The sequence below is a fragment of the Streptomyces fractus genome, from assembly GCF_049844455.1.
Taxonomy (GTDB): domain Bacteria; phylum Actinomycetota; class Actinomycetes; order Streptomycetales; family Streptomycetaceae; genus Streptomyces; species Streptomyces fractus.
On sequence record NZ_JBMYHI010000002.1, the window covers coordinates 9,032,102 to 9,055,902 of the forward strand.

The window sequence follows — 23,801 nt, forward strand, 5'->3', positions numbered from 1 at the left end:
CGGATACCAGACACAAGACGTGTCGTACGACTCGCGAACCCCTGCCTGCCTGCGGCTTCATTGGTGCATGACCGTTGTTGTTGGTGTCGGCGCCCTTGCGGCCGACGAAGTTGTGTCCGTTGCCCGTCACGGCGCCCAGGTGGCCCTCGCCCCCGAGGCCCTCCAGGAGATCGCCCGCAGTCGCGAGGTCATCAAGGCCCTCGCCGACGACGTCAAGCCCCACTACGGCGTCTCCACGGGCTTCGGCGCCCTGGCCACCCGCCACATCCCCACCGAGCTGCGCGCCCAGTTGCAGCGCAGCCTCGTGCGTTCCCACGCGGCGGGTTCCGGACCCGAGGTCGAGCGCGAGGTCGTGCGCGCCCTCATGCTGCTGCGCCTCTCCACCCTCGCCACCGGTCGCACCGGCGTCCGTACCGAGACCGCCGAGGCGTACGCCTCGGTCCTGAACGCCGGCATCACCCCGGTCGTCCACGAGTACGGCTCCCTCGGCTGCTCCGGCGACCTGGCCCCCCTCGCGCACTGCGCGCTCGCCGTCATGGGCGAGGGCGTCGTGCGCACCGCCGACGGTGAGAAGAGGCCCGCCGCCGAAGCCCTCGCCGCGGCCGGCATCACCCCGGTCGTCCTGGAGGAGAAGGAGGGCCTCGCCCTCATCAACGGCACCGACGGCATGCTCGGCATGCTCGTCCTCGCCGCCCACGACCTGCGCCGACTGCTGAGCACCGCCGACATCTCCGCCGCCATGAGCGTCGAGGGCCAGCTCGGCACCGACGCCGTGTTCGCCGCCGACCTTCAGGCCATGCGCCCGCACCCCGGCCAGGGCGACAGCGCGGGCAACCTGCGCTCCCTGCTCGCCGATTCCGCGATCATCGCCAGCCACGCGGGCCCGGACTGCACCTACGTCCAGGACGCCTACTCGCTGCGCTGCACCCCGCAGGTCCACGGCAGCGCCCGCGACACCCTCGGCCACGCCGAGCTCGTCGCCTCCCGCGAGCTCGCCAGCGCCGTCGACAACCCGGTCGTCACCCTCGACGGCCGCGTCGAGAGCAACGGCAACTTCCACGGCGCGCCCGTCGCCGCCGTGCTCGACTTCCTCGCCATCACCGTCGCCGACGTCGCCTCGATCTCCGAGCGCCGCACCGACCGCTTCCTCGACCCGGCCCGCAATCGCGGCCTGAACGCCTTCCTGGCCGACGACCCGGGCGTCGACTCCGGCCACATGATCGCCCAGTACACGCAGGCCGCGATCGTCTCCGAGCTCAAGCGGCTCGCCACCCCGGCGTCCGTCGACTCGATCCCCTCCAGCGCCATGCAGGAGGACCACGTGTCCATGGGCTGGTCGGCCGCCCGCAAGCTGCGCCGCGCCATCGACGGCCTCGGCCGCGTCCTCGCCGTCGAGCTCTACACCGCCGCCCGCGCCCTGGACCTGCGCGCGCCGCTGACCCCCGCCCCGGCCACCGCCGCGGTGCGCGACGGGCTGCGCGAGACCGTCGAGGGCCCCGGCACCGACCGCTGGCTCGCCCCCGAGATCGAGGAGGCCGTCCAGTACGTCGCCTCCGGCCGCGCCCTGGCCGCCGCCGAGTCGGTCACCGGCTCCCTGGCCTGACCCGGCCGCTCTCCCTCACACCTCCGGGGTCCCGCGGGACCCCGGAGGTGCGGCACGTCGCGCGTTGCGGTCCCCTGCGAGGGCCTATGACGTCGACGTACGTACAGTCATCTCCGCACACGGCCGGGCTCCCGTCCCCGGCCACCCGTACGGGAAGGACGCAACTCACCCTCATGGCACCTCAGATCCTGCGCGCGCACGCCCGCACCCCCGCACCGTGGAAGAACGGCGGCGGCGTCACCACCGAGGTCCTCGCGCACCCCGAGGGCTCCGGCACGGACGACTTCGCGTGGCGGGTCAGCCTCGCCGACGTCGCGGACAGCGGGCCCTTCTCCGCGTTCGAGGGCGTCGACCGGATCATCACCGTCGTCGAAGGCCCTGGCATGGCCCTCACCGTCGACGGCACGGAGCACGTCGTGGACACCCGCTTCGCGCCCTTCGCCTTCTCCGGCGACGCCACCACCGACTGCCGCCTCCTCGGCGGCCCACTCGTCGACTTCAACGTCATGCTCCGCCGCACCGACGCGAAGGGCGACGTACGCATCGAGCGCGGCGCGCCGCGGCTCGAACCGGCCCCCGGCACCCGCGTCCTGGCGCTCGTCCTCGACGGCACCGCGACCCTGCGCGAGGACTCCGTCCACCTCGACCGCCTGGACGCGGTCCTGCTCCAGGACGACGAGGCCCCCGCCGACATCGCCGTCGACGGCGTCCTGGCGGTCGTGTCCCTCACCGAGGTCCGCTGAGCCCGGCCCGCCCGCCGGCTCAACCGGCCTTCCGCCGCGGCCTCTTGAGATGGGCTCGCACCACACATGCGACCCGCAAGGCCGGTAACGTCGGCACACATGACAGCAGAGTCGCCGACGCAGACAGTGCAACGCTTGTTCCCGCTGCTCGCCGAAGGGAAGACCACGGAGGCGGCGGCGCTGTTCGCCGACTCGGTGTCGTTCTCCGTGCCGCACCCGCCGGGGATCCCGTGGGTGCCGGACGTCGATTCGGCGGACGGCATGCGGACGTTCTTCGAGCTGCTGCGCACCCATGTGCGGGCCAAGGAGTTCGAGCTGAGCCAGGTCGTCGCCGAGGGCGACGATGTCGTCCTCATCGGACGCATGGTCTCCGAGGTCAGGAAGACGGGCCGGGACATCGACACCGCGTTCGCCCTGCACGCCACGGTCCGGGACGGGCGGATCACCCGCTACCACCTGTACGAGGACAGCTACGCCGTCGCCAGGGCCTACTTCGGCGACTGACCGTCCGGCGCGGCCGCTCCCATAGGATTCGATGGACGCAGGCGGATCCGGTAACGGGGAGCGGATGGCGAGGACAGTGGGCGATGCGGCGGTGGACCAGGCCGAGCTGGCCCGGTGGTACGCGGAGGGCGCGAGCGGTCCCGTGCCCGCGTACCAGCGCGTCAAGGAGCTCGTCGAGCGGCAGATCAGGGACGGCCGCTGGCGGGAGGACGACGCCCTGCCCTCGGAGAGCCAGTTCGTCGACGCGCTCGGTCTGTCCCGGATGACGGTCAACCGCGCGCTGCGCGAGCTCGCCGCGGACGGCGTCATCCGGCGCGTCATGGGCGTCGGCAGCTTCGTCGCCGAACGCAAGGCCAGTTCCGCGCTCCTTGAGGTCCACAACATCGCCGACGAGGTGCGCCACCGCGGCCACCGCTACTCGGCCCGGGTGCTGTCCCTGGGCGAGGAGCGGGCCGACGAGCGGACCGGCGCGCACCTCGGCCTCGGCAAGGGGCGGCCGGTCTTCCGTTCGCAGGTCGTGCACTACGAGGACGGGGTGCCGCTCCAGTTGGAGGACCGGTACGTCAACCCGGCCTTCGCGCCCGGCTATTTGGAGCAGGACTTCACGCTGCAGACGCCGTCCACGTTCCTGTCGAAGGTCGCGCCGCTCGGCCGGGGCGAGCACATCGTCGAGGCGGTCCTGGCCTCGCCGGGGGAGTGCGAGATCCTCGACGTGGGCCCGGCCGAGCCGTGTCTGCTGATCCAGCGCCGCACCTGGTCGCGGGACGCCCTCGTGAGCATCGCGCGGCTCCTCCACCCGGGCACCCGCTACCGGCTCGAGGGCGCGTTCGCCACGCACTGACGGACGACTGACGGCGGGCGGGGTACAGCGTTCGTGCGCTCACTCGGCGGACCACCTCTTGACGCACCTGTATAGACAGGCATATACAGGCTGCCGTTCGTCATTGGGAGCCGGGACGAGAGGTCCCTTCGGAACGTCCGTCGGCCCCCACCCCGAAGAGGGAGACACTCGTTTGCGTACCGAAAAGGCCGGCCTGAGCCGAGGGCTCAACTCACGGCACATCCGCTTCATCGCGCTCGGCTCCGCCATCGGCACGGGGCTGTTCTACGGCTCATCGGAGTCCATACAGGCGGGCGGCCCGGCCGTCCTGCTCGCCTATCTGATCGGCGGGGCCGCCGTCTTCCTCGTCCTCAGGTCCCTGGGTGAGATGGCCGTGGCGTCCCCCACGGCCGGCTCCTTCGGCGAGTACGCGAACCGGTACCTCGGCCCGCTGGCCGGCTTCGTCACCGGCTGGACGTACGCCTTCGAGATGGTCATCGTGGCCGTCGCCGACGTCACCGCCATCGGCGTCTACATGGGCTTCTGGTTCCCCGGAGTGCCGCGCTGGATCTGGGTGCTCGCCGCCGTCGTCATCGTCGGCGCGCTCAACCTCGTCAGCGTCAAGGTCTTCGGCGAGCTGGAGTTCTGGCTCTCCCTCGTGAAGATCGTCGCCATCGTCGCGATGATCCTCGTCGGTATCGCGGTCATCGGCTTCGGCCTCGGCAGCGGCCATGTCCACGTCGGCCTGGACAACCTCTGGAGCCACGGAGGCTTCTTCGCCGGTGGCGTCGACGGCTTCGTGATCTCGTTCGCCATCGTCATGTTCGCCTTCGGCGGCACCGAGATCATCGGCGTCACCGCAGGGGAGGCGCAGTCCCCGGAGAAGACGATCCCGGGCGCGGTCAACTCGATCCCGCTGCGCATCATCCTATTCTACGTGCTGACCCTCGCCGTGATCATGTCGATCACCCCGTGGCAGCAGATCGACGACTCCGGCAGCCCCTTCGTGCAGATCTTCGCCGGGGTCGGCCTCAAGTCGGCGGCCGCCGTCCTCAACGTGGTCGTCCTGACCGCCGCCTTGTCGGCCATCAACAGCGACATCTTCGCCGCCGGACGCACCATGTACGGGCTCGCCGAGCGTGGTCACGGCCCCGCCGCGATGCGCCGCACGACCCGCAACGGCGTGCCCTGGGTGACCACCCTCGTCATGATCGGCGCCCTGCTCGTCGGCGTCGTGATGAACGCCGTCGTCCCCGGCGAGATCTTCCTGATCATCTCCTCGATCGCCACGTTCGCCACGGTCTTCGTCTGGGTGATGATCATGCTCACTCACATGAAGGCCCGCGCCTCGATGTCGGCCGAGGAGTCCGCGGCCCTGAGGTTCCCGGCCCCGTTCTGGCCCTACGCCCAGATCGTCACGCTCGTCTTCATGTTCGCCGTGCTGGTCCTGCTCGGCTTCCACGAGAGCACGCGCGTGGCGCTCGAGGTCGGCGCGGTCTGGCTCGCACTGCTCACGGCGATCCACGCCTTCGCGGTGCGCCGCCGGACCGGCACGGGCCCGCAGCCCGGACCGGTCGAGGCGGAGGCCGCTACGGCCTCGGAGGAACGGGCCGACGCCGCACACTGACCCGCCGGGCCGCGGCGGTGTGTCGGAGACCTGTCGGCGACATGTCGGTAGAGCTTGCCATCCTGGGGCCCCGGGTGCTCCTCATGGGCACCCGCCCCAGACCGCAAGGAGTCCGACACCGTGTCTTCCGCAACCCGGCCCCGGCCGTGGGACGTTCACCGGCTGCCGTCCGCCGAGGGCAGCACCTTCCTGGTCACCGGGGGAAACGCCGGGATCGGCTACTTCACCGCGGAACGGCTCGCCGCCACCGGCGCGCACGTCGTCCTCGGCAGCCGGGACCGCGCCAAGGCCGACGCCGCCATGGCCTCGATCCGCTCGCACGTCCCCGGCGCGCACCTCAGCCACCTTCCGCTGGACCTCGCCGACCTGACGTCCCTGAAGGCGGCCGTGGACAGGCTGGAACTCGACCGGCTCGACGCGGTGGTCCACAACGCGGGCGTCGCGCTCGACGACCCGCCGCGCCGGGAGACCGTCGACGGCCACGAGCTCATGTTCGCCACCAACCACCTCGGCCACTTCGCCCTGACCCAGTGGCTGGCCCCGCTGCTCTCCGCGGCGCCGGCGGGCCGCGTCGTGACGGTCGGAAGCTTCGCGGCGCGCTCCGAGCGGCTGGACCTCGACGACCTGGAGTCGACCCGGGACTACCGGCCCAAGCGCACCTACGGCCGCTCGAAGCTCGCGCAGATGTGTTTCGGCTTCGAACTCGACCGCCGACTGCGTGCCATCGACAGCACGGTGCAAAGCGTGGTGTCCCACCCCGGCGGCGCACTCGACTCCCTCACTCCGTCCCGCCCGCCCGTGTCCGTGACCACCGCCGGCGAGCGGCTGCGTGCCCTGCCCGCGGCGCTCGTGGTGCAGGGCAAGGAGGCGGGGGCATGGCCCGTCGTGCGTGCCGTGCTCGATCCGCTGGTGCGGGGCGGGGAGTTGTGGGGGCCGCGGGTCTTCGGGCTGCGGGGCACGCCACGGCGGGAGCCGGTTCCCGCGCACATGGCGGACGCGGACGTGGCCGCACGACTGTGGGCCGCCAGCGGAGAGTTCACCGGTACGGATCCGGACCTCGGCTTCCGGTAGGCGGGCAGCAGGTTTTGGCGAGGGCGTGTCGGCGTATTCCTTCGAGGAGGCACAGGAGTACGAGCGACACGAGGTGTGAGGGGAGCGCGGGGCACGAGGAGCGCACGAACGTCGAGTACGTCATTACGGAGATCACCGGTGACCTGCGCGCCGGGGGAGGACGGTGGCATGACGGACGCGGTTGCACGGAAGATCGAGGGCGTGGGACCCGGTGTGACGCTCGACCAGCTCGGCCTGGGGAGCGGGCGCCTGGCCGCGGCCCACGCGGTCATGAGCGAGTCCGAAGCGGTCGCCCTGGCCCGTGCACGATGGTCCCTCGACGTCGTCGCCGCGACCCGCCTGGCGACGGAGAAGGACGACACGTTCCGGCTCGACACCGCACAAGGCGCGCGATATGTCGTCAAGGCCTCCCACCCGGACGAGGACGACGACGAAGTCGCCTTCGAGACCGAGTTGATGCGGCACGTCCACGAGTCCGGGTACGGGGTACCGGTCCCCGAGCTGCTGCCCTCGCGCGGCGGCCGACTGCTCGAACCGGTGCGGGACGGGTCCGGCCGGCGCCGCCTGGCACGCGTCATGACCTTCGCCCCGGGCGTACCTCTCGACACGACCGGAACCTCCGCGCCGGAACGGGAGCGCGTGGGGGAGATGCTCGCCCGACTGCGGCACGCCACCGCCGACTTCCGGCACCCGGCGGACGGCCGGCTGTGCGCCTGGGACGTCCGCCACCTCCCGGCACTCGCCCCGCTGCTCGACGACGTCCCGGACGCCACGCAACGCCGGGCCCTGGACAAGGGATTGGCCCGCTACCTGCACCTGGTCGCACCGCAACTGCCGTCCCTGCGTGGCCAGGTGCTGCACAACGACTTCAGCACGTCCAACCTCCTCGTCGACCACGACGCCGCCGGATTCGTCACCGGTGTCATCGACTTCGGCGACGCCGTGCACACTGCGATCGCGATCGATGTCGCCACCGCGCTCCTCAATCAACTGCCACGGGACGCGGCGCGACGACCGGTGCCGGACCTGTTCGCGGAGGCACGCGACGTACTGCGCGGATACCTGCGCTCGGCCGACCTCACCGAGGACGAACTGGCCCTGCTCCCGCACCTCGTCATGGGCCGGGTGGTCGCCCGCGCGCTCATCACCCTGCACCGCGCATCACTGATCCCCGGGAACACCACGTACATCCTGCGCAACACCGCCCCGGGATGGGGCCAGTTGGCGTGGTTCCTGGACCGTACGCCTGACGAGATCACCTCGACGTTCCTCTGACCGAGCAGCAGATCACCGGCCCGTCGCAACACCACCAAGGTCGCACCACCACCAAGAACGAGGACGAGCATGAGCACCCCTGAGACCAGGAGCAAGGCCCGCGGAAAGATGAACAACGCGTTCGACCCGAACGCCGCGGAGGGACTCTCCCCGTCCTCCCGCCAACTGATCGAACGCCGCGAGAAGTTGCTGGGGCCCGCCTACCGCCTCTTCTACCAGCAGCCGCTGCACATCGTGCGCGGCAAGGGCTGCCGGCTCTGGGACGACGAGGGGAACGAGTACCTCGACGCCTACAACAACGTGGTCTCGGTCGGCCACGCCCACCCCCGCGTCGTCGAGGCCGTGCACCAGCAGATGCAGACACTGTGCACCCACACCCGCTACCTCCAGGAAGGCGTCCTGGACTACGCCGAGGATCTGCTGGCCACTCTCAGCGGGCCGGTCGCCGACGGCCACGCCATGTTCACCTGCACCGGCTCCGAGGCCAACGACCTCGCGCTGCGCATCGCCAAGTACCGCACCGGAAACCAGGGCGTCATCGTCACCTCCGAGGCGTACCACGGCAATTCCGACCAGGTGGCGGGGATCTCGCCCGCGATGGGGGAGAACGCCGTACTGGGCACCTGGACACGCCGGGTGCCGACCCCGGACTCGTACCGCGTTCCCCACGAGGGGATGGGGGAGTGGTTCGCCGACCATGTGCGCGAGCAGATACGCGATCTGGAACGCCACGGGGTGGGCGTGGCCGCGTTCGTCGTCGACTCCCTCTTCAGCTCCGACGGCCTGTACGCCCACCCGACGGACCTCCTCGGGCCGGCCGTCAAAGCGGTACAGGAGGCGGGCGGGCTGTTCGTCGCCGACGAGGTGCAGTGCGGGTTCGCGCGCTCCGGCGAGCGGATGTGGGGCTACCAGCGCCACGACGTACACCCCGACATCGTCACGATGGGCAAGCCCATGGGGAACGGCTACCCCGTCGCCGGTATCGCCGTCACCCACGACGCCGTCGCCGAATTCGGCCACGACATGCGGTACTTCAACACCTTCGGCGGCAACTCGGTCGCCATCGCCGCCGCCCAGGCGACCTTCGACGTCATCCGTGACGAGCACCTGCTCGACAACTCCCGCAGGGTCGGCGAGCTCCTGCGCGCCGGCCTCGCCGACCTGAGCGAACGCCATCCGGCGATCGGCGACGTCCGCGGGGCGGGCCTGTACGTGGGCGTGGAACTCGTCACCGACCGAGACACCAGGACACCCGACCCGGCCCTCGCCACCGCGGTCGTCAACGGCCTGCGCGAACGCAGGGTCCTGATCTCGGCGACGGGAGCGCACGGCAACGTCCTGAAGATCCGCCCACCCCTGGTCTTCGACACGAACGACGCGGACCGCCTGCTGAGCACCCTGGGGGAGGTCCTCACGGACTGCGCCCGGCCGTGACACCCGTCGCCGCACAGCGGCCAACCGACGAAGGCCGTGCCGCATGTGTCAGAAGAATTGCAGGAGTTCGGTCAGGGAGGCGATGGACGGCACGTCCGAAACGGCGGTGTCGCGGCACAGCGCGCGCCCTGCGTAGCCGAGCCGGACGGACGGGGCAACGTCGCGGCGCAGGTCGGTCAGGAGCTGGTGGGTCGGCTTCACACCGAGGTGGTGGAGCATCACCCGGTGGTAGTCGTCGTGGTCGGGCGTCGAGGGCGAGGCGTCGAGGAAGTGGTCGCCCGCGCTGATCGCCGTGGTGAGCTGTTCCGGCGTGATCGACGGGGCGTGGGCGAGGACGGTCTGCTCGAAGTCCGCCCGTGGGTTCCAGCGGCCACCGATCGGCCGCATGAGCACGCCGCCGGAGTCGAAGAGAACGGCCTGGAGGAGGTCGCGAGGGGCTGGAGGTGTGGTCACCCGCCCATTGTGGCGAGCGGGTGACCGGTGGTCGATCCCCACCACCCCACCGCACCGCGGATGCGTCAGCGGCGGGTTGTCGCGCCCAGTGCCGAGCCGAAGCGGGCCTTGGTCGCCGGGTGGTCCAGGTCCTCCGGGGTGAAGAGGATCGAGCCCTTGCCGGTCGGGCCGTCCGCCGAGCCGGGGATGACGCTGACCGCGCCGGTGCCGAGGTACTTGCCGGGCGCGCCGACGGTGAGGTCGGCCGTGCCGTCCGCGTCGTAGTCGCCGGCGGCCACCGCGGAGCCGAACAGGTCGTTGCCCTCGCTGGAACCGGTCACGCCGGGCGTGGCCAGGGTGATGGTGTGCGCGCCCTGCGCGTCGAGGCCGGAGTCGGCGCCGGGCACGACCGTCACCGCACCGGCGTTGTTGAACCCGTCCGGATCGGTGGCGGTGGTGTCGGCGGTGACGAGGTCCGCGTGGCCGTCGCCGTCGAGGTCGGCGAGGACACCGGCCCGTCCGGGCTGCGCCTGGCCCTCGTACGCGACACCCTTGCCCATCCCCGAAGCGGTGCCCGGGAACATCCGCAGCAGGAAGTCGTCCGGGCCGTCCGAGAAGCCGGTGTCGACGACGATGTCGTCCTTGCCGTCGCCGGTGACGTCACCGGCGACGATGCTGTAGCCCGCGAACGGCAGGCCCGTCTCGCCCAGAGTCGTACCGGTGAGGCCCTTCGCCGACCCGGCCAGGACGCCGAGGGTGCCCTCGTCCGCACCGTCGTCGGAGTAGGCGACCGTGGCGAGGTCCTTGTACCCGTCACCGTTGACGTCGGCCGCGGCGATCTGCCCGGTCCCGGCGCCGCCGCCGGGCGGATTGAGGGCCTTCATGGCGGGCGTCGGGGTGTCGCGCAGATTGGCGGCGCCCTTCACCACCTGCACCTTCGTCCCGGCCACGACCGCGATGTCGGCGCGGCCGTCATGGTCGAAGTCGCCGACGGCCAGCCTGTCGCCGAAGGCCTGGCGGGCCGTCGGGGTCGGGGCGTGGAAGGCGATGGCGTGCGCGCTCAGCCCGCCCTTCGCGCCGAAGACGACGGTGACCGAACCGGCCCCCTTCACGGAGCCGATGGCCTCCCCGCCGGCCCCGATGACCAGGTCCGCGTACCCGTCGCCGTCCACGTCCCCGACGGCTGTCGCAGAACCGAACCGGTCGCCCGCCTCCGGGGTGCCGGGGATGCCCGCGGTGCGCTGGGTGATGCCCTTGTGGCGGCTGGTGCGCACGCCCTGCGCGGTGCCGTACACCACCGAGACGTAGCCGGCCTTCGCGAACCCGGCGATCGTCCCCTCCGGTGCGCCGACCGCGAGGTCACCGAAGCCGTCGCCGTCGAAGTCGCCCGCGCGGGAGGCCGCGGCCCGGGGCTCGGGCTGCGCCTGCGCGGCCGGTCCCGCCACGAGCACTCCTCCTGTCGCCGCCAGGGCCGTCGCACACGCCGCGAGCATCCGTTGCCGTCTCTTGCCGTTCACACGCACTCCCGTTGTCCTGTCGCTGTGGTGCCGGTGCGCGGAGGTTTCCGTGCAGATTCCCTGCGGAATCCGGCGCATCGTCATCACAGCAGACCTCCGGGGCGGGTGACTGGTTGCCCACGCCGGGGTGGAGGAGGTGTGAACGGCGAAAGTCGTCGCGCCGACGAAGCCGCTGAAACCCCTCGCGGGCCGCTCACTCTGTGAGCCCACCCATATGAGCCACGGCACATGCTAGGCGCGGTAGTAGCCGCGGCGGACGGAGAGATGCGCCGCCAGGGGTCCGGACCGGGGCATGTCCGAAGTGCCCGATCCGCCGGTTCTTCGTACCCGGGTAGTACGTCACATCTTTGCGTCCCGCCGATGAGCGCCGCTAACCCTTACTGAGTCCCGAAACAGCAGGGAGCGACCGGGAGGCTCCGGCACCTGCTCGCCGCGCACGACGCACTTCGTGCCGCACCCCCCCCGTAGAACCGTTGGAGAACCACCCTCATGTTCCTCGTCCAGACGCCGGCGAACGCCGACCGCACCACCCGTATGCGCAAGATCTCCGTCTCCGGCATCGCCACGGCGGGCGCCATCGCGGCGGCCCTCACCCTGGTCCCCACGCAGGCGCACGCCGCCGAGCACACCGGCACCGCCCCCCGCACGGCCGCCACGACCACGAAGGCCGCGGTGTCCGCCAAGACCTACCCGGACAACCTCGACGGCTGGATCCGCCAGTCCCTCGACATCATGAAGTCCAAGGGCATCCCCGGCACGTACGAGGGCCTGCACCGCAACATCATGCGCGAATCCTCCGGCAACCCGAACGCCGAGAACGGCTGGGACGTCAACGCCCAGGCCGGCACCCCGTCCAAGGGCCTGCTCCAGGTGATCCAGCCCACCTTCGACACGTACCACGTCGCGGGCACCTCGAACGACATCACGAACCCGGTCGCCAACATCACCGCGGCCGCCAACTACGCCGCCGACCGCTACGGCTCCATCGACAACGTCGACTCCGCGTACTGAGCCACCGGTCAGCGAACAGCGAGCACCGAGCACCACGCACGCAGCACGAAGCAGTGAGGAAGACCCCCATGCCGCACGAGAGCGGGAACGAGCACCAGGCGCACCCGGCCGATGAGCCCGCGGCGCCCGCAGTGCCTTCCTACGGCCCCGCCCGGTTGCGCCGCTCCAAGCACCGCAAGCGCAAGCGCGCCCTGCGCTGGATCGCGGGCGGCGCCCTGGGGCTGACCCTGGTCGGTGGCGGCGGCGTGGCCTACGCCTGGCAGCACCTCGACGGCAATATCAAGGGCACGGACGTGGACGCCGCCCTGGGCTCCAACCGGCCCGATCAGCAGCACGACGGCGCGATGAACATCCTCCTGCTCGGCTCCGACTCCCGGGCGGGAACCCACGGCGAGTACGGCAGCGGCGTCATGGGCGCCCGCGCGGACACGGCGATGGTCCTGCACGTCGACAAGACCCACAAGAAGGCCTCCGTCGTCAGCATCCCCCGCGACACCGAGGTCGACCGCCCCACCTGCAAGACGTCGCACGGTGACGTCCAGGCGGACCACAAGGCCGTGTTCAACTCCTCGTACGCGCTGGGCGGTCCCGCCTGCACCGTGAAGACGGTCGAGAAGATGTCGGGCGTCCGCATGGACCACTACCTCGAAGTCGACTTCAAGGGCTTCCAGAAGCTGATCGACGAGCTCGGCGGCGTGGACATCACCACCCGCGACGCCATCCACGACAGCAGCAGCGGCCTCTCCCTGGACGCCGGCAAGCACCGCCTGAAGGGCAAGGACGCGCTCGCGCTCGTCCGCACCCGGCACGCCGTGGGCGACGGCAGTGACCTGGGCCGCATCCAGCTCCAGCAGGCCTTCATCAAGGCCCTGATCCACCGGGCCGACACGGTCGACCCGCTCGGCAGCCCCAGCAAGTCCTACGCCCTGGCGGACACGGCGACCAAGAGCATCAGCGCGGACTCCGAGCTGGCGTCCGCCGACAAACTCCTCGGCCTCGCCAAGGAGTTGAAGGGCATCAGCCCCGACCGCACCACCATGGTCACCCTGCCGGTCACCTACGACGCGCAGGACCCGGGCCGCGTCCTCCCCCTCGACAAGGCCTCGCACAAGGTGTGGAAGGCCCTGCGCCACGACCGGCCGATCCCGAAGAAGGCGACACAGGGCTCGGTGGGCGACCGGACGGACTCACCGGTGGTGTCGGGGGCCGGGGTCTGACGCGGGACGTCCCTCGGCCTCCTCGGTGACCGCGGCCCGCAGCGACGTGGTCACCGCGTGGACGCAGGCGGCGAAGGTCTCGCGGCCGTGTGCGGCCACCCAGCGGGCGAAGGCGTTCTCGAAGGTGACCGTGGCGATCTGGGCCACGAACCGTGCGGTTTCCTCGTCCGTTCCGCGCTGGGCGAGCGCGGAACGGATCGCGGCGGAGACCTCGGCGAATTTGGTGCGGTCGCGCTCCTGGAGTTCAGGGCTCGCGTCGATCACCGCGCGGCGCTCGGCCGCGTGCTCGATGCTGCCCACCAGGAGCGAGCCCACCTCGGTGAGTGCCTCAAAGGCCGCCGCGAGAGGGGGAGTTGACGCGTCGACGGCGAGCACGGCCTCGCGCACCGCCGGCGGCAGTTGCTCCGAACCCGCGAAGAGGACCTCGCGTTTGTCCGGGAAGTAGCGGAAGTACGAGCGCCGCGTGATCCCGGCCCGCTCGGCGATGTGCGTCACGGTCACGTCGTCGTAACCGTGCTCCGTGAACAGCTCGAGCGCGGCCTTCGTGAGGCGCTGCTGCGTGCCGGGGTCCCATCTGGCCATGGCCGCAGCATAACAATCGATGTCTCACTGTGTCGTCGGTGCTAGCCTTGGTGATGACACAGTGAGACATCACTGGGGTCGCCGTCCGACGGGCCGCAGGAGCTGCCGCGCCGAACGCGCCGGGCCCCACCGAGGAGGAGTTCCCCATGGTCGACAACGCGCGCGACACGAGCCACGCACGCTCCGGTGAGGTCTGGATTCTGGGCGCCACCGGCAGGATCGGCCGCGACGTCACCGCGCGCCTCGTCGCGCGGGGGATCGACCCGGTGCCGGTCGGGCGAGACCGCGACAGGCTGCGCAAGGCCGCCGGCGGCCGGGACGCGAGGGTGGTCATCGCCGACGGAGCCGACGCCATCGCCGCCGAGATCGCCCGGCAGCGCCCCTCCGTCGTCGTCAACGCCATCGGCGACTACGCCCACACGGCGACCACCGTCGCCCGTGCCTGCTTGCCCGGCGGGCACTATCTGGACCTGGCGGCCGATCTCACCTCCGTGTCTCGCCTGCTGGACCTGCACCAGGACGCCGTCGCGGCCGGCAGCACGCTGATCACGGGCGCCGGCTTCGGCGTCCTGGCCACCGAAGCCGTAGTGGTGAAGCTGTGCGAAGGACGCCCCACCCCGGACCGCGTACACGTCGACGCCCTGGCCTCCGTGGCCATCAACGGAGGTGTCATCGGCACCGCCTACGCGGCCTCGATCGTCGACGCCCTGACCATGGGCGGGCGCGCGTACAGCAACGGCCGCATGGTCACGACCCGGCTCGGCGCGACCCCGCGAAAGCTCACCCTCCCGGACGGGCAGCAGGTCACGTCCGCGGGCGCCCCGGCGGGCGAGCTCCTTGCCGCGCACCGGGCAGGCGGGGCACCCGACGTGACCGTCACCACCGCCCTGGCCCCGACGTCACCTCTCGCGCGGGCCGTGCTGCCGCCGGTCGGCAAGCTGCTGTCCTTTCCGGCCGTGCGGCGCTTCGCGGTCCGCCGCATGGCCGGCCTGAAGATCAAGGCCGCGCCGCGGCCCCGGCAGCACTCCTGGGGGCACGTGGTCGTCGACTGGGCTGACGGCACCCGCCGCGAAGGCTGGCTGCGCGCGGACGACGGCATGGACTACACGGCCGCGGTCGCCGCCGAAACGGCCGTCCGGCTCGCCCGCGGCGAAGGCGCGCTCGGCGCCCACACTCCCGCGGCCGCCTTCGGCCCCGACCTCGCTACCGCGGCCGGCGGCACCTTCCTCCTCGACCGGGCGGCGGCCTGAACATCTCGGCCCGCGGTGTACCCAGGAGCCGACGACATTCCCGAGGCCGTCCCCCGCCGACGAGGACCTCCTTGACCTCAAGTGCGCTTGAGGCAGAAAGCTCTCGGTATGGATACCGAAGAGATGCAGCGGCAGGTACAGGTTCTGACCGACCGGGCCGAGATCACCGATCTATTGGACCGGTACGTGCGGTCCCTGGACGACGGCGTTTTCGACGAGGAGTGGGCGCGGGCCTTCCACACCGAGGACGTCAGCGCGGACATGCCCATCGGCACCGTCCACGGGCGGAACGCTCTACTGGCCCGTATCCGGGAAGGGATGGCGATGTTCGACCGGACCGTGCACCTGATCACCAACGCCGTCGTCGAGATCGACGGTGACCGGGCCACGGCCCGCGGCGCCCAGTTGAGCACCCACGTGCTGGCCGACGGCTCGGGCAGCGTCTTCATCTCGGCCGCTCATGCGGACACCGGGCTCGTCCGGACGGCCGACGGTTGGCGGATCTCCGCGTCGGCCCTGCGGGTGGTGTGGACGCAGGGCCCGCCCCCGCGGCTGCCGGACGGCTTCGCCCCGGCAGCGGTGGACGCGGGGGCTCAGTCCGTGTAGACCTCCGCCCGGTCCACGCTCACGAACGCGCCCGTGGACGACGCGTCGCGGTCGCCGGTCACCCGGACCTGGAGTGTGTGCGGGCCGTTCGTGAGGCGTGGGCTGAGGTACTGGAGGGTCTCGCCGGTGCGGATCGGGCCGTAGAAGTCGACACGCTGCTCGGGGCCGCCGTCGACGCTGATCGCGGCGATGCCGTTGCCGGTGTCCTTCACGGACAACAGGGCGATGCGGGTGCCGGTGAAGGAGAACGTCGCGGTGTTGCCGGCCTTGTCGCTCCAGTGGTCGTCGCTCCAGAAGCACTGCGCCGCGCAGCCCGTACCGGAGTTCCACGTGCCGGTGTACGTGACGGATCCCGACCCGCTGGAGCGGCCGTCGTCGTTGATCCAGTGGTTGCCGGAGCCGGGGTCGCCGGAGGGCAGGTCCTGGGTGGCGCCCATGGCGAGAGGGGTGCCGAGGTTCGGGCTGCCGTCGGCGTTCCAACTGATCTTCTGGGCGCGGGTGGTGCGGTTGCTGTAGGTGTTCGTCGACGTCGTCTTGGCGTGGTAGACCAGCCAGTCCTCCTTGCCATCGGGGGACTTGAAGAAGGCGTGGTGCCCGGGGCCGAACACACCGCGGTCGTCGGCACGCTTGAAGACCGGCCCGTCGTGCTGCTTCCAGTTGCCGGGGACGAGCGGGTCGGCGCCGTCCGCGAGCGACATCATCCACACCTGGTAGTCGGGCTTGCCCGTGTCACAGGTCGAGTACGTCATCCAGGTGCGGCCGCCCCGGTTCAGGAACTCGGGCCCCTCGCGGACCTCGGGGCAACCGCCCGCACCGTCGATGGCGACCGCGTCGCCCGAGACGGTGTACGGGTTCGACAGCGGCGCGATGTTGAGGCCGTTGTGCTGGTACTGGTTGATGCCGCTGTACGCGAGGTAGAGCTTGCCGTCGTGCTGGAGGATGCCCGGGTCGATCGCGAAGTCGTCGGCGTGGTTGGGCGGGGCGAGCTTCGCCTTGAAGTGGTACGGGCCGGTCGGATCGTCGCCCTCCGACTCCAGGACGTAGAGGCGGTGGTGGTCGTCCGTGCCGTCGTCGGCGGTGTAGTACATGTACCAGTGCCCGCCGAAACGGTAGAACTCCGGCGCCCAGATGTGTTGATTGCGCGAGGTGTCGCTGTCCTTCCACACCGTCTTCGGGTCGGCGTCGAGCAGGGTGGCAAGGGAGGGCGAGCTCCACATCTTGATGCTGTCGCCCTGAGTGGTGGTGAGGTGGTAGGCCCCGTTCGCGTAGGACAGGAACGGGTCCGGGCCCGTGTTGAGCGGATTGCGGAACGTGCTCGACGCGGCCGCGGCCGGTGCGGACCTGTCCGCGGTCCGCTCCGCCGTGGCCTGAGACGCGCCGACCGCACCGACGAGCACGGCGAGTAACGCGGCGGCCGGGGCGGCGACCAAGGCGGCACGGGAGCGTGCGCGCATGAGCGACTCCTTGCATCGATGTACATCCCAAGGCCTTCAGGACGGTATGGAAGGGGCTCAGGAGTGTCAACGCGGCGGCTTGGACGGCGAGTCGGCGGGTGGGGCGGGCCCCGCTCAGGGGTCATGTCGTCGGGCGCGAGCTCATCGCGCGGGAGAGCACGGGGAGTTGAGCGACACTCACGTCACCGGCCCGAGGCCTCCTCGGACCAGGCGCGCCCCAACAGGGCGCGGAAGTCGGCGGGCTCGCGGCCGATCAGTTCGCGGAGCGTCGGGTCGACCGCGCTGAACTCGCCGCCTCGCGCCGCCGCGAAGATGCTCAGCATCAGGTCGGCGGTCGGGCCGGGGACGCCGTGTGACACGACCTGCTCGCGGAAGGCGTCGTCGGGGACGACGGTGCGGGTGAACGGCCGCCCGGTGGCCTGCGCCGCGAGCTCGGCGACGGCGTCGAAGTCGAGCGCCGCCGGACCGGTGAGCGGCGGCGTGGGCCCCTCGAACCGCCCCTCGTCGGTGAGGATCGCGGCGGTGGCCTCGGCGAGGTCGTCATGGCCGGTCCAGGCGACCGGGCCGTCCGCGGGCAGGGCTATGTCGCCGCCGCGGCGGGCGGACTCCAGGAACTGCAGGGCGCTCGCGGCGTAGAAGCCGTTGCGCAGCGACGTCCAGGGCAGGCCGGTGGCGCGCAGCAGGTCCTCGGTCCTGGCGTGGTCGCGGCACGGCTGGAAGCGCGAGTCGTGGGCGGCCCCCATCTGGCTGGTGTAGAGGATGCGGCCGACGCCGGCCTTCACGGCGGCGTCGATGGCGGTGCGGTGGCCCGCGACGCACTCCTCGCCGGCGCGGTCGAGGGAGACGAGGAGCAGCTGCTCGGCGCCCTCGAAGGCGTGCGCGAGCGAGGCGGGGTCGTCGAAGCTGCCCTGCCGTACGCGGACGCCGCGGTCGGCGAAGTCCTGGGCCTTGCGGGGGTCGCGGACGCTGACGCCGACGCGCTCGGCGGGGACACGCTCCAAAAGCCGCTCGACGACGCGGCGGCCGAGCTGTCCGGTGGCTCCGGTCACGATGATCACGGGGTTCTCCCAACGTTGTTCCTCATGGCGCTTCCGGTGGAACCGCTCACGCGTTTCCGGTGGAATCACTTCAACGGTAACACTGGAACTAACGATGGAAGCCAAATCTCGCTATCATCGATACATGCCGAGCCGTGACACCGCAGACAGCCCCCGCCGCCGCATCGTGGAAGCGGCCGTCGAGCTGCTGGAGAGCGGGGGAGCGGACGCGGTGAGCACCCGCGCGGTCGCCGCCGCTGCCGGAATGCAGCCACCGGCGATCTACCGGCTCTTCGGGGACAAGGACGGCCTCCTGGAAGCGGTCGCCGAGCACGGCTACAGGGAGTTCCTGGAGAGCAAGCGCGCCCAGCTCGACCCCGCGCCGGAGGATCCGGTGGAGGAGCTGCGTCGCGGCTGGGACATGGTCGTGGAGTTCGGGGTCTCGCGCCCCGAGCTCTTCGCGGTGATGAACAGGTCCACCGGCCGGGAGACGGCCGACGCCCACCGCGCCGGTCTGGAGATCCTTCACGCCCGGGTGCGCCGCCTGGCGGCCTCGGGTTGGCTGCGGGTCGACGAGGAGCTGGCCGCGCAGATCATCCAGGCAACCGGCCAGGGCGCGGTCATCACCTGGCAGGCCACCCCGGCGGAACGCCGTGACCCGGCGCTGCTGACCGTCCTGCGCGAATCCATGATCGCAGCCATCACCCGCGCCGAACCCGCTTTCTCCGCCGCGGAGTCCGGCCCCGCCCCGGCGGCCCGAGCGCTGCGCGCCGCGCTGCCCGACAAGGCGGATGCCCTCAGCGAGGCCGAGCAGAGCCTGCTGCGTGAGTGGCTCACCCGCCTCGCGGCGGACGGCGGCAGGCCGCAGGGCTGACCCTGCGTCGACCGCCTTCGTCCTTAATTCTTGGCCAACTTGGGGCGCAAGTGCAGCAAGAGTTGCCAGGAAACGACAGGTTGTGGAGTGATCCGCGACGTAGCCTGCGCTGGCAGCCTGGCTCGTCACCACCTCTGACTCGTGACCCCACTGACTCGTCATCAGTCCTGACGCGTCACCCGCGAAGAACAGGAGATCCCCCCACCCATGACCGAACTGAACCGGCGTCGCTTCCTGCAGATCGCCGGAGCCACCGCCGCCTTCACGGCGTTGAGCGGCTCCATCGACCGCGCCGCCGCCATCCCCGCAGCACGCCGCAGCGGCACCGTCCAGGACGTCGAGCACATCGTGGTGCTCATGCAGGAGAACCGGTCCTTCGACCACTACTTCGGGACGATGAAGGGCGTCCGTGGTTTCGGTGACCCGCGCCCGGTCACCCTGCCGAGCGGCAAGCCGGTCTGGCACCAGTCCAGCGGCGGCAAGGAGACCCTGCCCTACCACCCGGACGCGGACGACCTCGGCATGCAGTTCATCGCGGGGCTCGACCACGACTGGGCCGGCGGCCACAGCGCCTTCGCCGCCGGCAAGTACGACAACTGGATCGCCGCCAAGGGCACCGGCACGATGGCGTACCTGACCCGGGAGGACATCCCCTTCCACCACGCCCTCGCCGACCGGTTCACGGTCTGCGACGACTACCACTGCTCGTTCATCGGCGCGACCGACCCCAACCGCTACTACATGCTCAGCGGCTACGTCGGCAATGACGGCACGGGCGGCGGCCCCGTCCTCGGCAACGAGGAGGCGGGCTACGGCTGGACGACCTACGCCGAGCGCCTGGAGAAGGCCGGTGTCTCCTGGAAGGTCTACCAGGACATCGGCGACGGCCTCGACGCCGACGGGGGCTGGGGCTGGATCGACGACGCCTACCGCGGCAACTACGGCGACAACTCGCTCCTCTACTTCAACAACTACCGCAACGCCAAGCCCGGCGACCCGCTCTACGACAAGGCGCGCACCGGCACGAACGCCAAGGCGGGCGACGGCTACTTCGACGTCCTCAAGGCCGACGTGAAGGCCGGGAAGCTGCCGAAGATCTCCTGGATCGCCGCTCCCGAGGCGTTCTCCGAGCACCCCAACTGGCCCGCGAACTACGGCGCCTGGTACATCTCCCAGGTCCTCGACGCGCTCACCTCGAACCCCGAGGTATGGAGCAAGACCGCCCTGTTCATCACCTACGACGAGAACGACGGCTACTTCGACCACGTCGTGCCGCCCTACCCGCCGGCCTCCGCGAACCAGGGCCTGTCCACCGTGGACACCAAGCTCGACTACTACCCCGGTGGAACCCGCGCCGCAGGCCCCTACGGGCTCGGCCAGCGCGTCCCGATGATCGTCGTGTCGCCCTGGTCCACCGGCGGCTACGTGTGCTCGGAGACCTTCGACCACACCTCGATCCTGCGGTTCATGGAGCAGCGGTTCGGGGTGGAGGAGACCAACATCTCGCCGTGGCGCCGCGCCATCTGCGGCGACCTCACCTCGGCCTTCGACTTCTCCATGAAGGTCACCGACCCGGCCGAACTCCCCGACACCTCCGGCTACGCCCCGCCGGACCGCGACCGCCACCCCAGCTATGTCCCGAAGCCGCCCGCGCAGGGCACGCTGCCCCGCCAGGAGGCCGGCTCCCGCCCCAGCCGCCCGCTCGCCCACGCCCCGTACGTCGACGGCGCGGCCGACCTCGCGACCGGCAAGTACCGGCTCACCTTCAGCGGCGGCGAGCGGGCCGGTGCCGCCTTCCAGGTGCGCTCGCTCAGCCGCGGCGACGGCCCCTGGACGTACACGGCCGAGGCCGGGAAGTCGATCGCGGACAGCTGGAACTCGTCCTACTCCGGGGGCCGTTACGACCTCACGGTGCACGGGCCGAACGGCTTCCTGCGCGCCTTCAAGGGCGACAACAGGACCGCAGGGCCCGAGGTGACCGCGCGCCACAACGCGGGCACCGGCAACCTCGACCTCACCCTGACGAACCCGACGTCCGCCGCCGTCCGGCTCACCGTCACCAACGCGTACGGCAGTGGCGAGAAGACGTACACGGTGCCCGCCGGCGGCACGGTCCAACAGACCGTCGACCTGACGAGCACCCGGCGCTGGTACGACCTGACGGTGGCCGCCGAGGGTGTCACCGGGTATCTGCGCCGCCTGGCAGGACACGTGGAGAACGGCACACCGGGAGTGAGCGACCCGGGCATCGCGACGGCCTGAGCGCCGTAAGCACGGCCACCTACCTGCTCCGGCAGTAGGCTGAGTATCGAAAATCAGTTCAACTCGGCTTGGGGCACCGACTGTTGGGACGGCCACCGCCGACCGGTACGGTCAGCGGCGGCCGTCGGGCGCGAGGAGCGGTAGCTCCCCTCCACTCCTCGCGCGGGTGCCCACTGCGGCAGCAGGGCGCGGGAGGTACCCCGCTGCAATCACGCAGTAGGGCAGGGGCTGGTGTCGCGCCTCGTCGGCGATGCGCGACACCAGCGGGCTCCTGGGGCGGGTCTGTCGATCCGGGGACTTGGGCGTCGGCAATCGGAGCGTACTGCCGCTCTCGCCCTGATCGGAAGAGCGCACGGATCAGCGCGCGTGACCGTCACGGAACCTCCGCTCGAAGACCGCGTACGGGTGGCGGAGCGCGGTCAGTTGGGCTCGGCGACGGCCGGGCGCGCGGGGCCGGGCACGGGGTGGTGGGGGAGGTGTTCGTACTGCTCCGCCTGGAGGCGGTACATGTGCGCGTAGCGGCTGGCGGGCTCGGCGGCGAACAGCTCGGCGTGACTGCCCTGTTCGATCAGTCGGCCGTCGTCCATGACGAAGATGCGGTCGGCGTGCCGCACCGCCGCCATGCGGTGCGTGACCAGGACGATGATGCGGTCCGGGCCCGCGAGCCCCAGGATCTGGTCGAAGGCGCGCTGCTCGGCGTCCGGGTCGAGCGCGGACGTCGGCTCGTCCACGATGATCATGCAGGCGTCGCGGAAGTGCGCGCGGGCCAGGCCGATCTTCTGCCACTGGCCGCCGGAGAGGTCGCTGCCGCCCCGGAACTGCTTGCCCAGCAGGGTGTTCATGCCGCGGGGGAGCGTCGCGATGTCACGGTCCGCGCCCGCGTACTCGGCCGAGACGCGCAGTTCGTCCTCCGTGGCCGCGCGGTCGGACTGGCCGATGCGGATGTTCGCCGCGGCCGTGAACGGCCAGCGCTCGAAGCTCTGCGTGAGCAGGCTGACGTGAGTGAACAGCTGGTGTCTGTCGGCTTCGGCGATGTCGACGTCGTCCCAGTGGATGTGTCCCTCGCCGGGCAGGTGAAGCCCGCACAGCAGGCGGACCAGGGTCGACTTGCCGGAGCCGTTGGGCCCTACCAGGGCGATGACGCTACCGAGGGGGATGGTTAAGGAGACGTCCTTGACGGCCGGTTCGTCGCGGCCGGGATAGCGGAACCCGACCTCGTCCAGGCGGATGGACCGGGGACGCTCGGGCAGCGGAAGACCGCCCTCCGGGATGGCCGGCTCCTCGGCCTTCACGAGGAAGTCGGCCAGGTCGTGCACGTACAGGGACTGCTCGTGGAGTTGGCTCATCGTGCTGACCAGGGCGCCGATCCCGGCGGAGCCCGAGTTGAGCGCCATGACGGCGGTGCCGAACGCGGCCACGCTCATGTGCCCCGACAGACACAGGCCGATCATCAACATGAAGGTCAGCAGGTAGCCGACCCCTTGAAGGGCCGACGCGGCCAGTTCGGTACGGGCCTTGTCCTTGGCCAGGCGCTCCTGCTCGGACTCGGCGGTGTGCGACATCTGGTGGAAGTGGCCCAGCAGGAAGCCGCCCACGCCGTGCACGCGCACCTCCAACGCGGCCGTGACCGACGTGAGGAGGGTGGACAGCACCCGGCTCGCCCGCACGTGCTCGATCCACGTCATCGTCGAGAAGTACCGCTGCTGCGCCACCCGCATCACGCCCCATCCACGGGGCGCCACGATCAGGACCAGCATCGGCAGCAGAACCGGGTTGAGGGCCAGCAGCACCCCGCCGGAGGCGACCAGGGAGAACACGCTGTTGATCGCCGCGACACTGGAGCCGATCATGAGCCGCGCCTCGTTCGCCCCGTACTGCGCCCGGTCGATCAACTCGCGGAAAGAGCCGTCCTCGATGGCCGCCATCTCGACGCGTTCGCAGGCCGCCAAGTACTCCTCGGACGCGGCACGTTCGACCTTCGGCTCCAGGCTGCCCGCCGCCGAGGTCGACAAGGACGCCAGGACGGCGTTGACACTGTTGACGGCCACGAGCACGGCTCCCGCGGGCAGGGCGTGGCGCAGGCCGTGCACGTCGGTGCCGGCCGCGAGCACCGCGTGCAGGGCGGCGTTGACGGCGAGCAGCTTCAGGGCGGTGGCGATGCCCTGTCCCACCTCGGTGACGCCCACGGTCACCAGGGAGCGCCGGTCCGTACGCCACGCCAGGGTGACGGTGTGCCCCACCAGGCCGGGCAGGGACTTGAGCGCACCCCACAAGGTGAGGTCGAGGCGGGAGTACTCGTGCTTGCTCCAGCCCATGTCGTAGCGCAACGGGCCGCCGAACAGCTCCAGTTCGGACTCCGAGACCTTCGGCTCCTCGATCCGCGGGCGCCCCAGTGTCCTCATGCGTCCGCCTCCTGTTTCGCAGCCACCTTCGTTCGACGCCGCACGCGGCCTCCTTGTTCAGCCTCACAGCCGGCGCTTGA

Annotated in this window: 20 protein-coding genes; 14 read left to right on the forward strand and 6 right to left on the reverse strand. The window is 71.1% G+C overall.

Annotation, left to right across the window (positions count from 1 at the left end; genetic code table 11):
- Positions 1 to 67 precede the first annotated feature (67 nt).
- The 8 genes from hutH (at position 68) to ACP4E5_RS43225 (ending at position 9,077) form a co-directional block, all read left to right on the forward strand.
- Positions 68 to 1,603, forward strand: a complete 1,536-nt coding sequence (hutH, locus tag ACP4E5_RS43190; RefSeq protein ID WP_425839773.1) for a histidine ammonia-lyase — start codon at positions 68 to 70, stop codon at positions 1,601 to 1,603.
- Positions 1,604 to 1,776: 173 nt separating this feature from the next.
- Positions 1,777 to 2,346, forward strand: coding sequence for a HutD/Ves family protein (locus ACP4E5_RS43195; RefSeq protein WP_425839776.1), 570 nt, complete (start codon positions 1,777 to 1,779; stop codon positions 2,344 to 2,346).
- Positions 2,347 to 2,445: 99 nt separating this feature from the next.
- Positions 2,446 to 2,850, forward strand: coding sequence for a nuclear transport factor 2 family protein (locus ACP4E5_RS43200; protein ID WP_425839779.1), 405 nt, complete (start codon positions 2,446 to 2,448; stop codon positions 2,848 to 2,850).
- Between the two features lie 64 nt (positions 2,851 to 2,914).
- Positions 2,915 to 3,691: a histidine utilization repressor gene (gene hutC / locus ACP4E5_RS43205; RefSeq protein WP_425839782.1), complete on the forward strand. Its 777-nt coding sequence runs from the start codon at positions 2,915 to 2,917 to the stop codon at positions 3,689 to 3,691.
- Positions 3,692 to 3,863: 172 nt separating this feature from the next.
- On the forward strand, positions 3,864 to 5,297 hold the full coding sequence (locus ACP4E5_RS43210) for an amino acid permease (protein WP_425839784.1): 1,434 nt from the start codon (positions 3,864 to 3,866) through the stop codon (positions 5,295 to 5,297).
- Between the two features lie 120 nt (positions 5,298 to 5,417).
- Positions 5,418 to 6,368, forward strand: coding sequence for an SDR family NAD(P)-dependent oxidoreductase (locus tag ACP4E5_RS43215; RefSeq protein WP_425839787.1), 951 nt, complete (start codon positions 5,418 to 5,420; stop codon positions 6,366 to 6,368).
- 168 nt (positions 6,369 to 6,536) lie between these two features.
- Positions 6,537 to 7,643, forward strand: coding sequence for a phosphotransferase enzyme family protein (locus tag ACP4E5_RS43220; protein ID WP_425839789.1), 1,107 nt, complete (start codon positions 6,537 to 6,539; stop codon positions 7,641 to 7,643).
- Positions 7,644 to 7,712: 69 nt separating this feature from the next.
- Positions 7,713 to 9,077 (forward strand): aspartate aminotransferase family protein, encoded by a 1,365-nt coding sequence (locus tag ACP4E5_RS43225; protein WP_425839791.1) that lies wholly within the window; start codon positions 7,713 to 7,715, stop codon positions 9,075 to 9,077.
- Positions 9,078 to 9,125: 48 nt separating this feature from the next.
- Here the strand turns inward: ACP4E5_RS43225 and ACP4E5_RS43230 are convergent, their stop codons facing one another.
- Both ACP4E5_RS43230 and ACP4E5_RS43235 read right to left on the reverse strand, forming a co-directional pair.
- Entirely contained in the window at positions 9,126 to 9,530 is a 405-nt protein-coding gene (locus tag ACP4E5_RS43230) for a hypothetical protein (RefSeq protein WP_425839794.1), read from the reverse strand.
- A gap of 65 nt (positions 9,531 to 9,595) precedes the next feature.
- On the reverse strand, positions 9,596 to 11,026 hold the full coding sequence (locus ACP4E5_RS43235; protein WP_425839796.1) for an FG-GAP-like repeat-containing protein: 1,431 nt from the start codon (positions 11,024 to 11,026) through the stop codon (positions 9,596 to 9,598).
- 489 nt (positions 11,027 to 11,515) lie between these two features.
- Between ACP4E5_RS43235 and ACP4E5_RS43240 the strand changes: the two genes are divergently transcribed.
- Together ACP4E5_RS43240 and ACP4E5_RS43245 are read left to right on the forward strand one after the other, a co-directional pair.
- Positions 11,516 to 12,037, forward strand: coding sequence for a transglycosylase SLT domain-containing protein (locus ACP4E5_RS43240; RefSeq protein WP_425839799.1), 522 nt, complete (start codon positions 11,516 to 11,518; stop codon positions 12,035 to 12,037).
- 68 nt (positions 12,038 to 12,105) lie between these two features.
- Positions 12,106 to 13,254 (forward strand): LCP family protein, encoded by a 1,149-nt coding sequence (locus ACP4E5_RS43245; protein ID WP_425839802.1) that lies wholly within the window; start codon positions 12,106 to 12,108, stop codon positions 13,252 to 13,254.
- Here the strand turns inward: ACP4E5_RS43245 and ACP4E5_RS43250 are convergent.
- The gene (locus ACP4E5_RS43250) at positions 13,225 to 13,836 is read right to left on the reverse strand and encodes a TetR/AcrR family transcriptional regulator (protein WP_425839805.1); all 612 of its coding nucleotides are present in this window, start codon (positions 13,834 to 13,836) and stop codon (positions 13,225 to 13,227) included. The genes ACP4E5_RS43245 and ACP4E5_RS43250 overlap by 30 nt on opposite strands.
- Before the next feature lie 146 nt (positions 13,837 to 13,982).
- Between ACP4E5_RS43250 and ACP4E5_RS43255 the strand changes: the two genes are divergently transcribed.
- Together ACP4E5_RS43255 and ACP4E5_RS43260 are read left to right on the forward strand one after the other, a co-directional pair.
- Entirely contained in the window at positions 13,983 to 15,086 is a 1,104-nt protein-coding gene (locus ACP4E5_RS43255; RefSeq protein WP_425839808.1) for a saccharopine dehydrogenase family protein, read from the forward strand.
- Positions 15,087 to 15,194: 108 nt separating this feature from the next.
- Entirely contained in the window at positions 15,195 to 15,692 is a 498-nt protein-coding gene (locus ACP4E5_RS43260) for a nuclear transport factor 2 family protein (RefSeq protein ID WP_425839811.1), read from the forward strand.
- On the opposite strand, the gene ACP4E5_RS43265 is transcribed toward ACP4E5_RS43260, so the two are convergent.
- Together ACP4E5_RS43265 and ACP4E5_RS43270 are read right to left on the reverse strand one after the other, a co-directional pair.
- A complete protein-coding gene (locus ACP4E5_RS43265) occupies positions 15,680 to 17,146 on the reverse strand; it encodes a glycoside hydrolase family 43 protein (RefSeq protein ID WP_425839814.1) in 1,467 nt (488 codons plus the stop codon). The two genes, ACP4E5_RS43260 and ACP4E5_RS43265, sit on opposite strands and share 13 nt — an antisense overlap.
- A gap of 182 nt (positions 17,147 to 17,328) precedes the next feature.
- Positions 17,329 to 18,204 (reverse strand): SDR family oxidoreductase, encoded by an 876-nt coding sequence (locus tag ACP4E5_RS43270; RefSeq protein ID WP_425839817.1) that lies wholly within the window; start codon positions 18,202 to 18,204, stop codon positions 17,329 to 17,331.
- 124 nt (positions 18,205 to 18,328) lie between these two features.
- Here ACP4E5_RS43270 and ACP4E5_RS43275 point away from each other — a divergent pair, with 124 nt between their 5' ends.
- The gene (locus ACP4E5_RS43275; protein WP_425839820.1) at positions 18,329 to 19,057 is read left to right on the forward strand and encodes a TetR/AcrR family transcriptional regulator; all 729 of its coding nucleotides are present in this window, start codon (positions 18,329 to 18,331) and stop codon (positions 19,055 to 19,057) included.
- A 207-nt stretch (positions 19,058 to 19,264) separates the two neighbouring features.
- Entirely contained in the window at positions 19,265 to 21,319 is a 2,055-nt protein-coding gene (locus ACP4E5_RS43280; RefSeq protein WP_425839823.1) for a phosphocholine-specific phospholipase C, read from the forward strand.
- A gap of 419 nt (positions 21,320 to 21,738) precedes the next feature.
- Here ACP4E5_RS43280 and ACP4E5_RS43285 read toward each other — a convergent pair whose 3' ends face one another.
- On the reverse strand, positions 21,739 to 23,721 hold the full coding sequence (locus ACP4E5_RS43285) for an ABC transporter ATP-binding protein (RefSeq protein WP_425839826.1): 1,983 nt from the start codon (positions 23,719 to 23,721) through the stop codon (positions 21,739 to 21,741).
- Between the last annotated feature and the right edge of the window lie 80 nt (positions 23,722 to 23,801).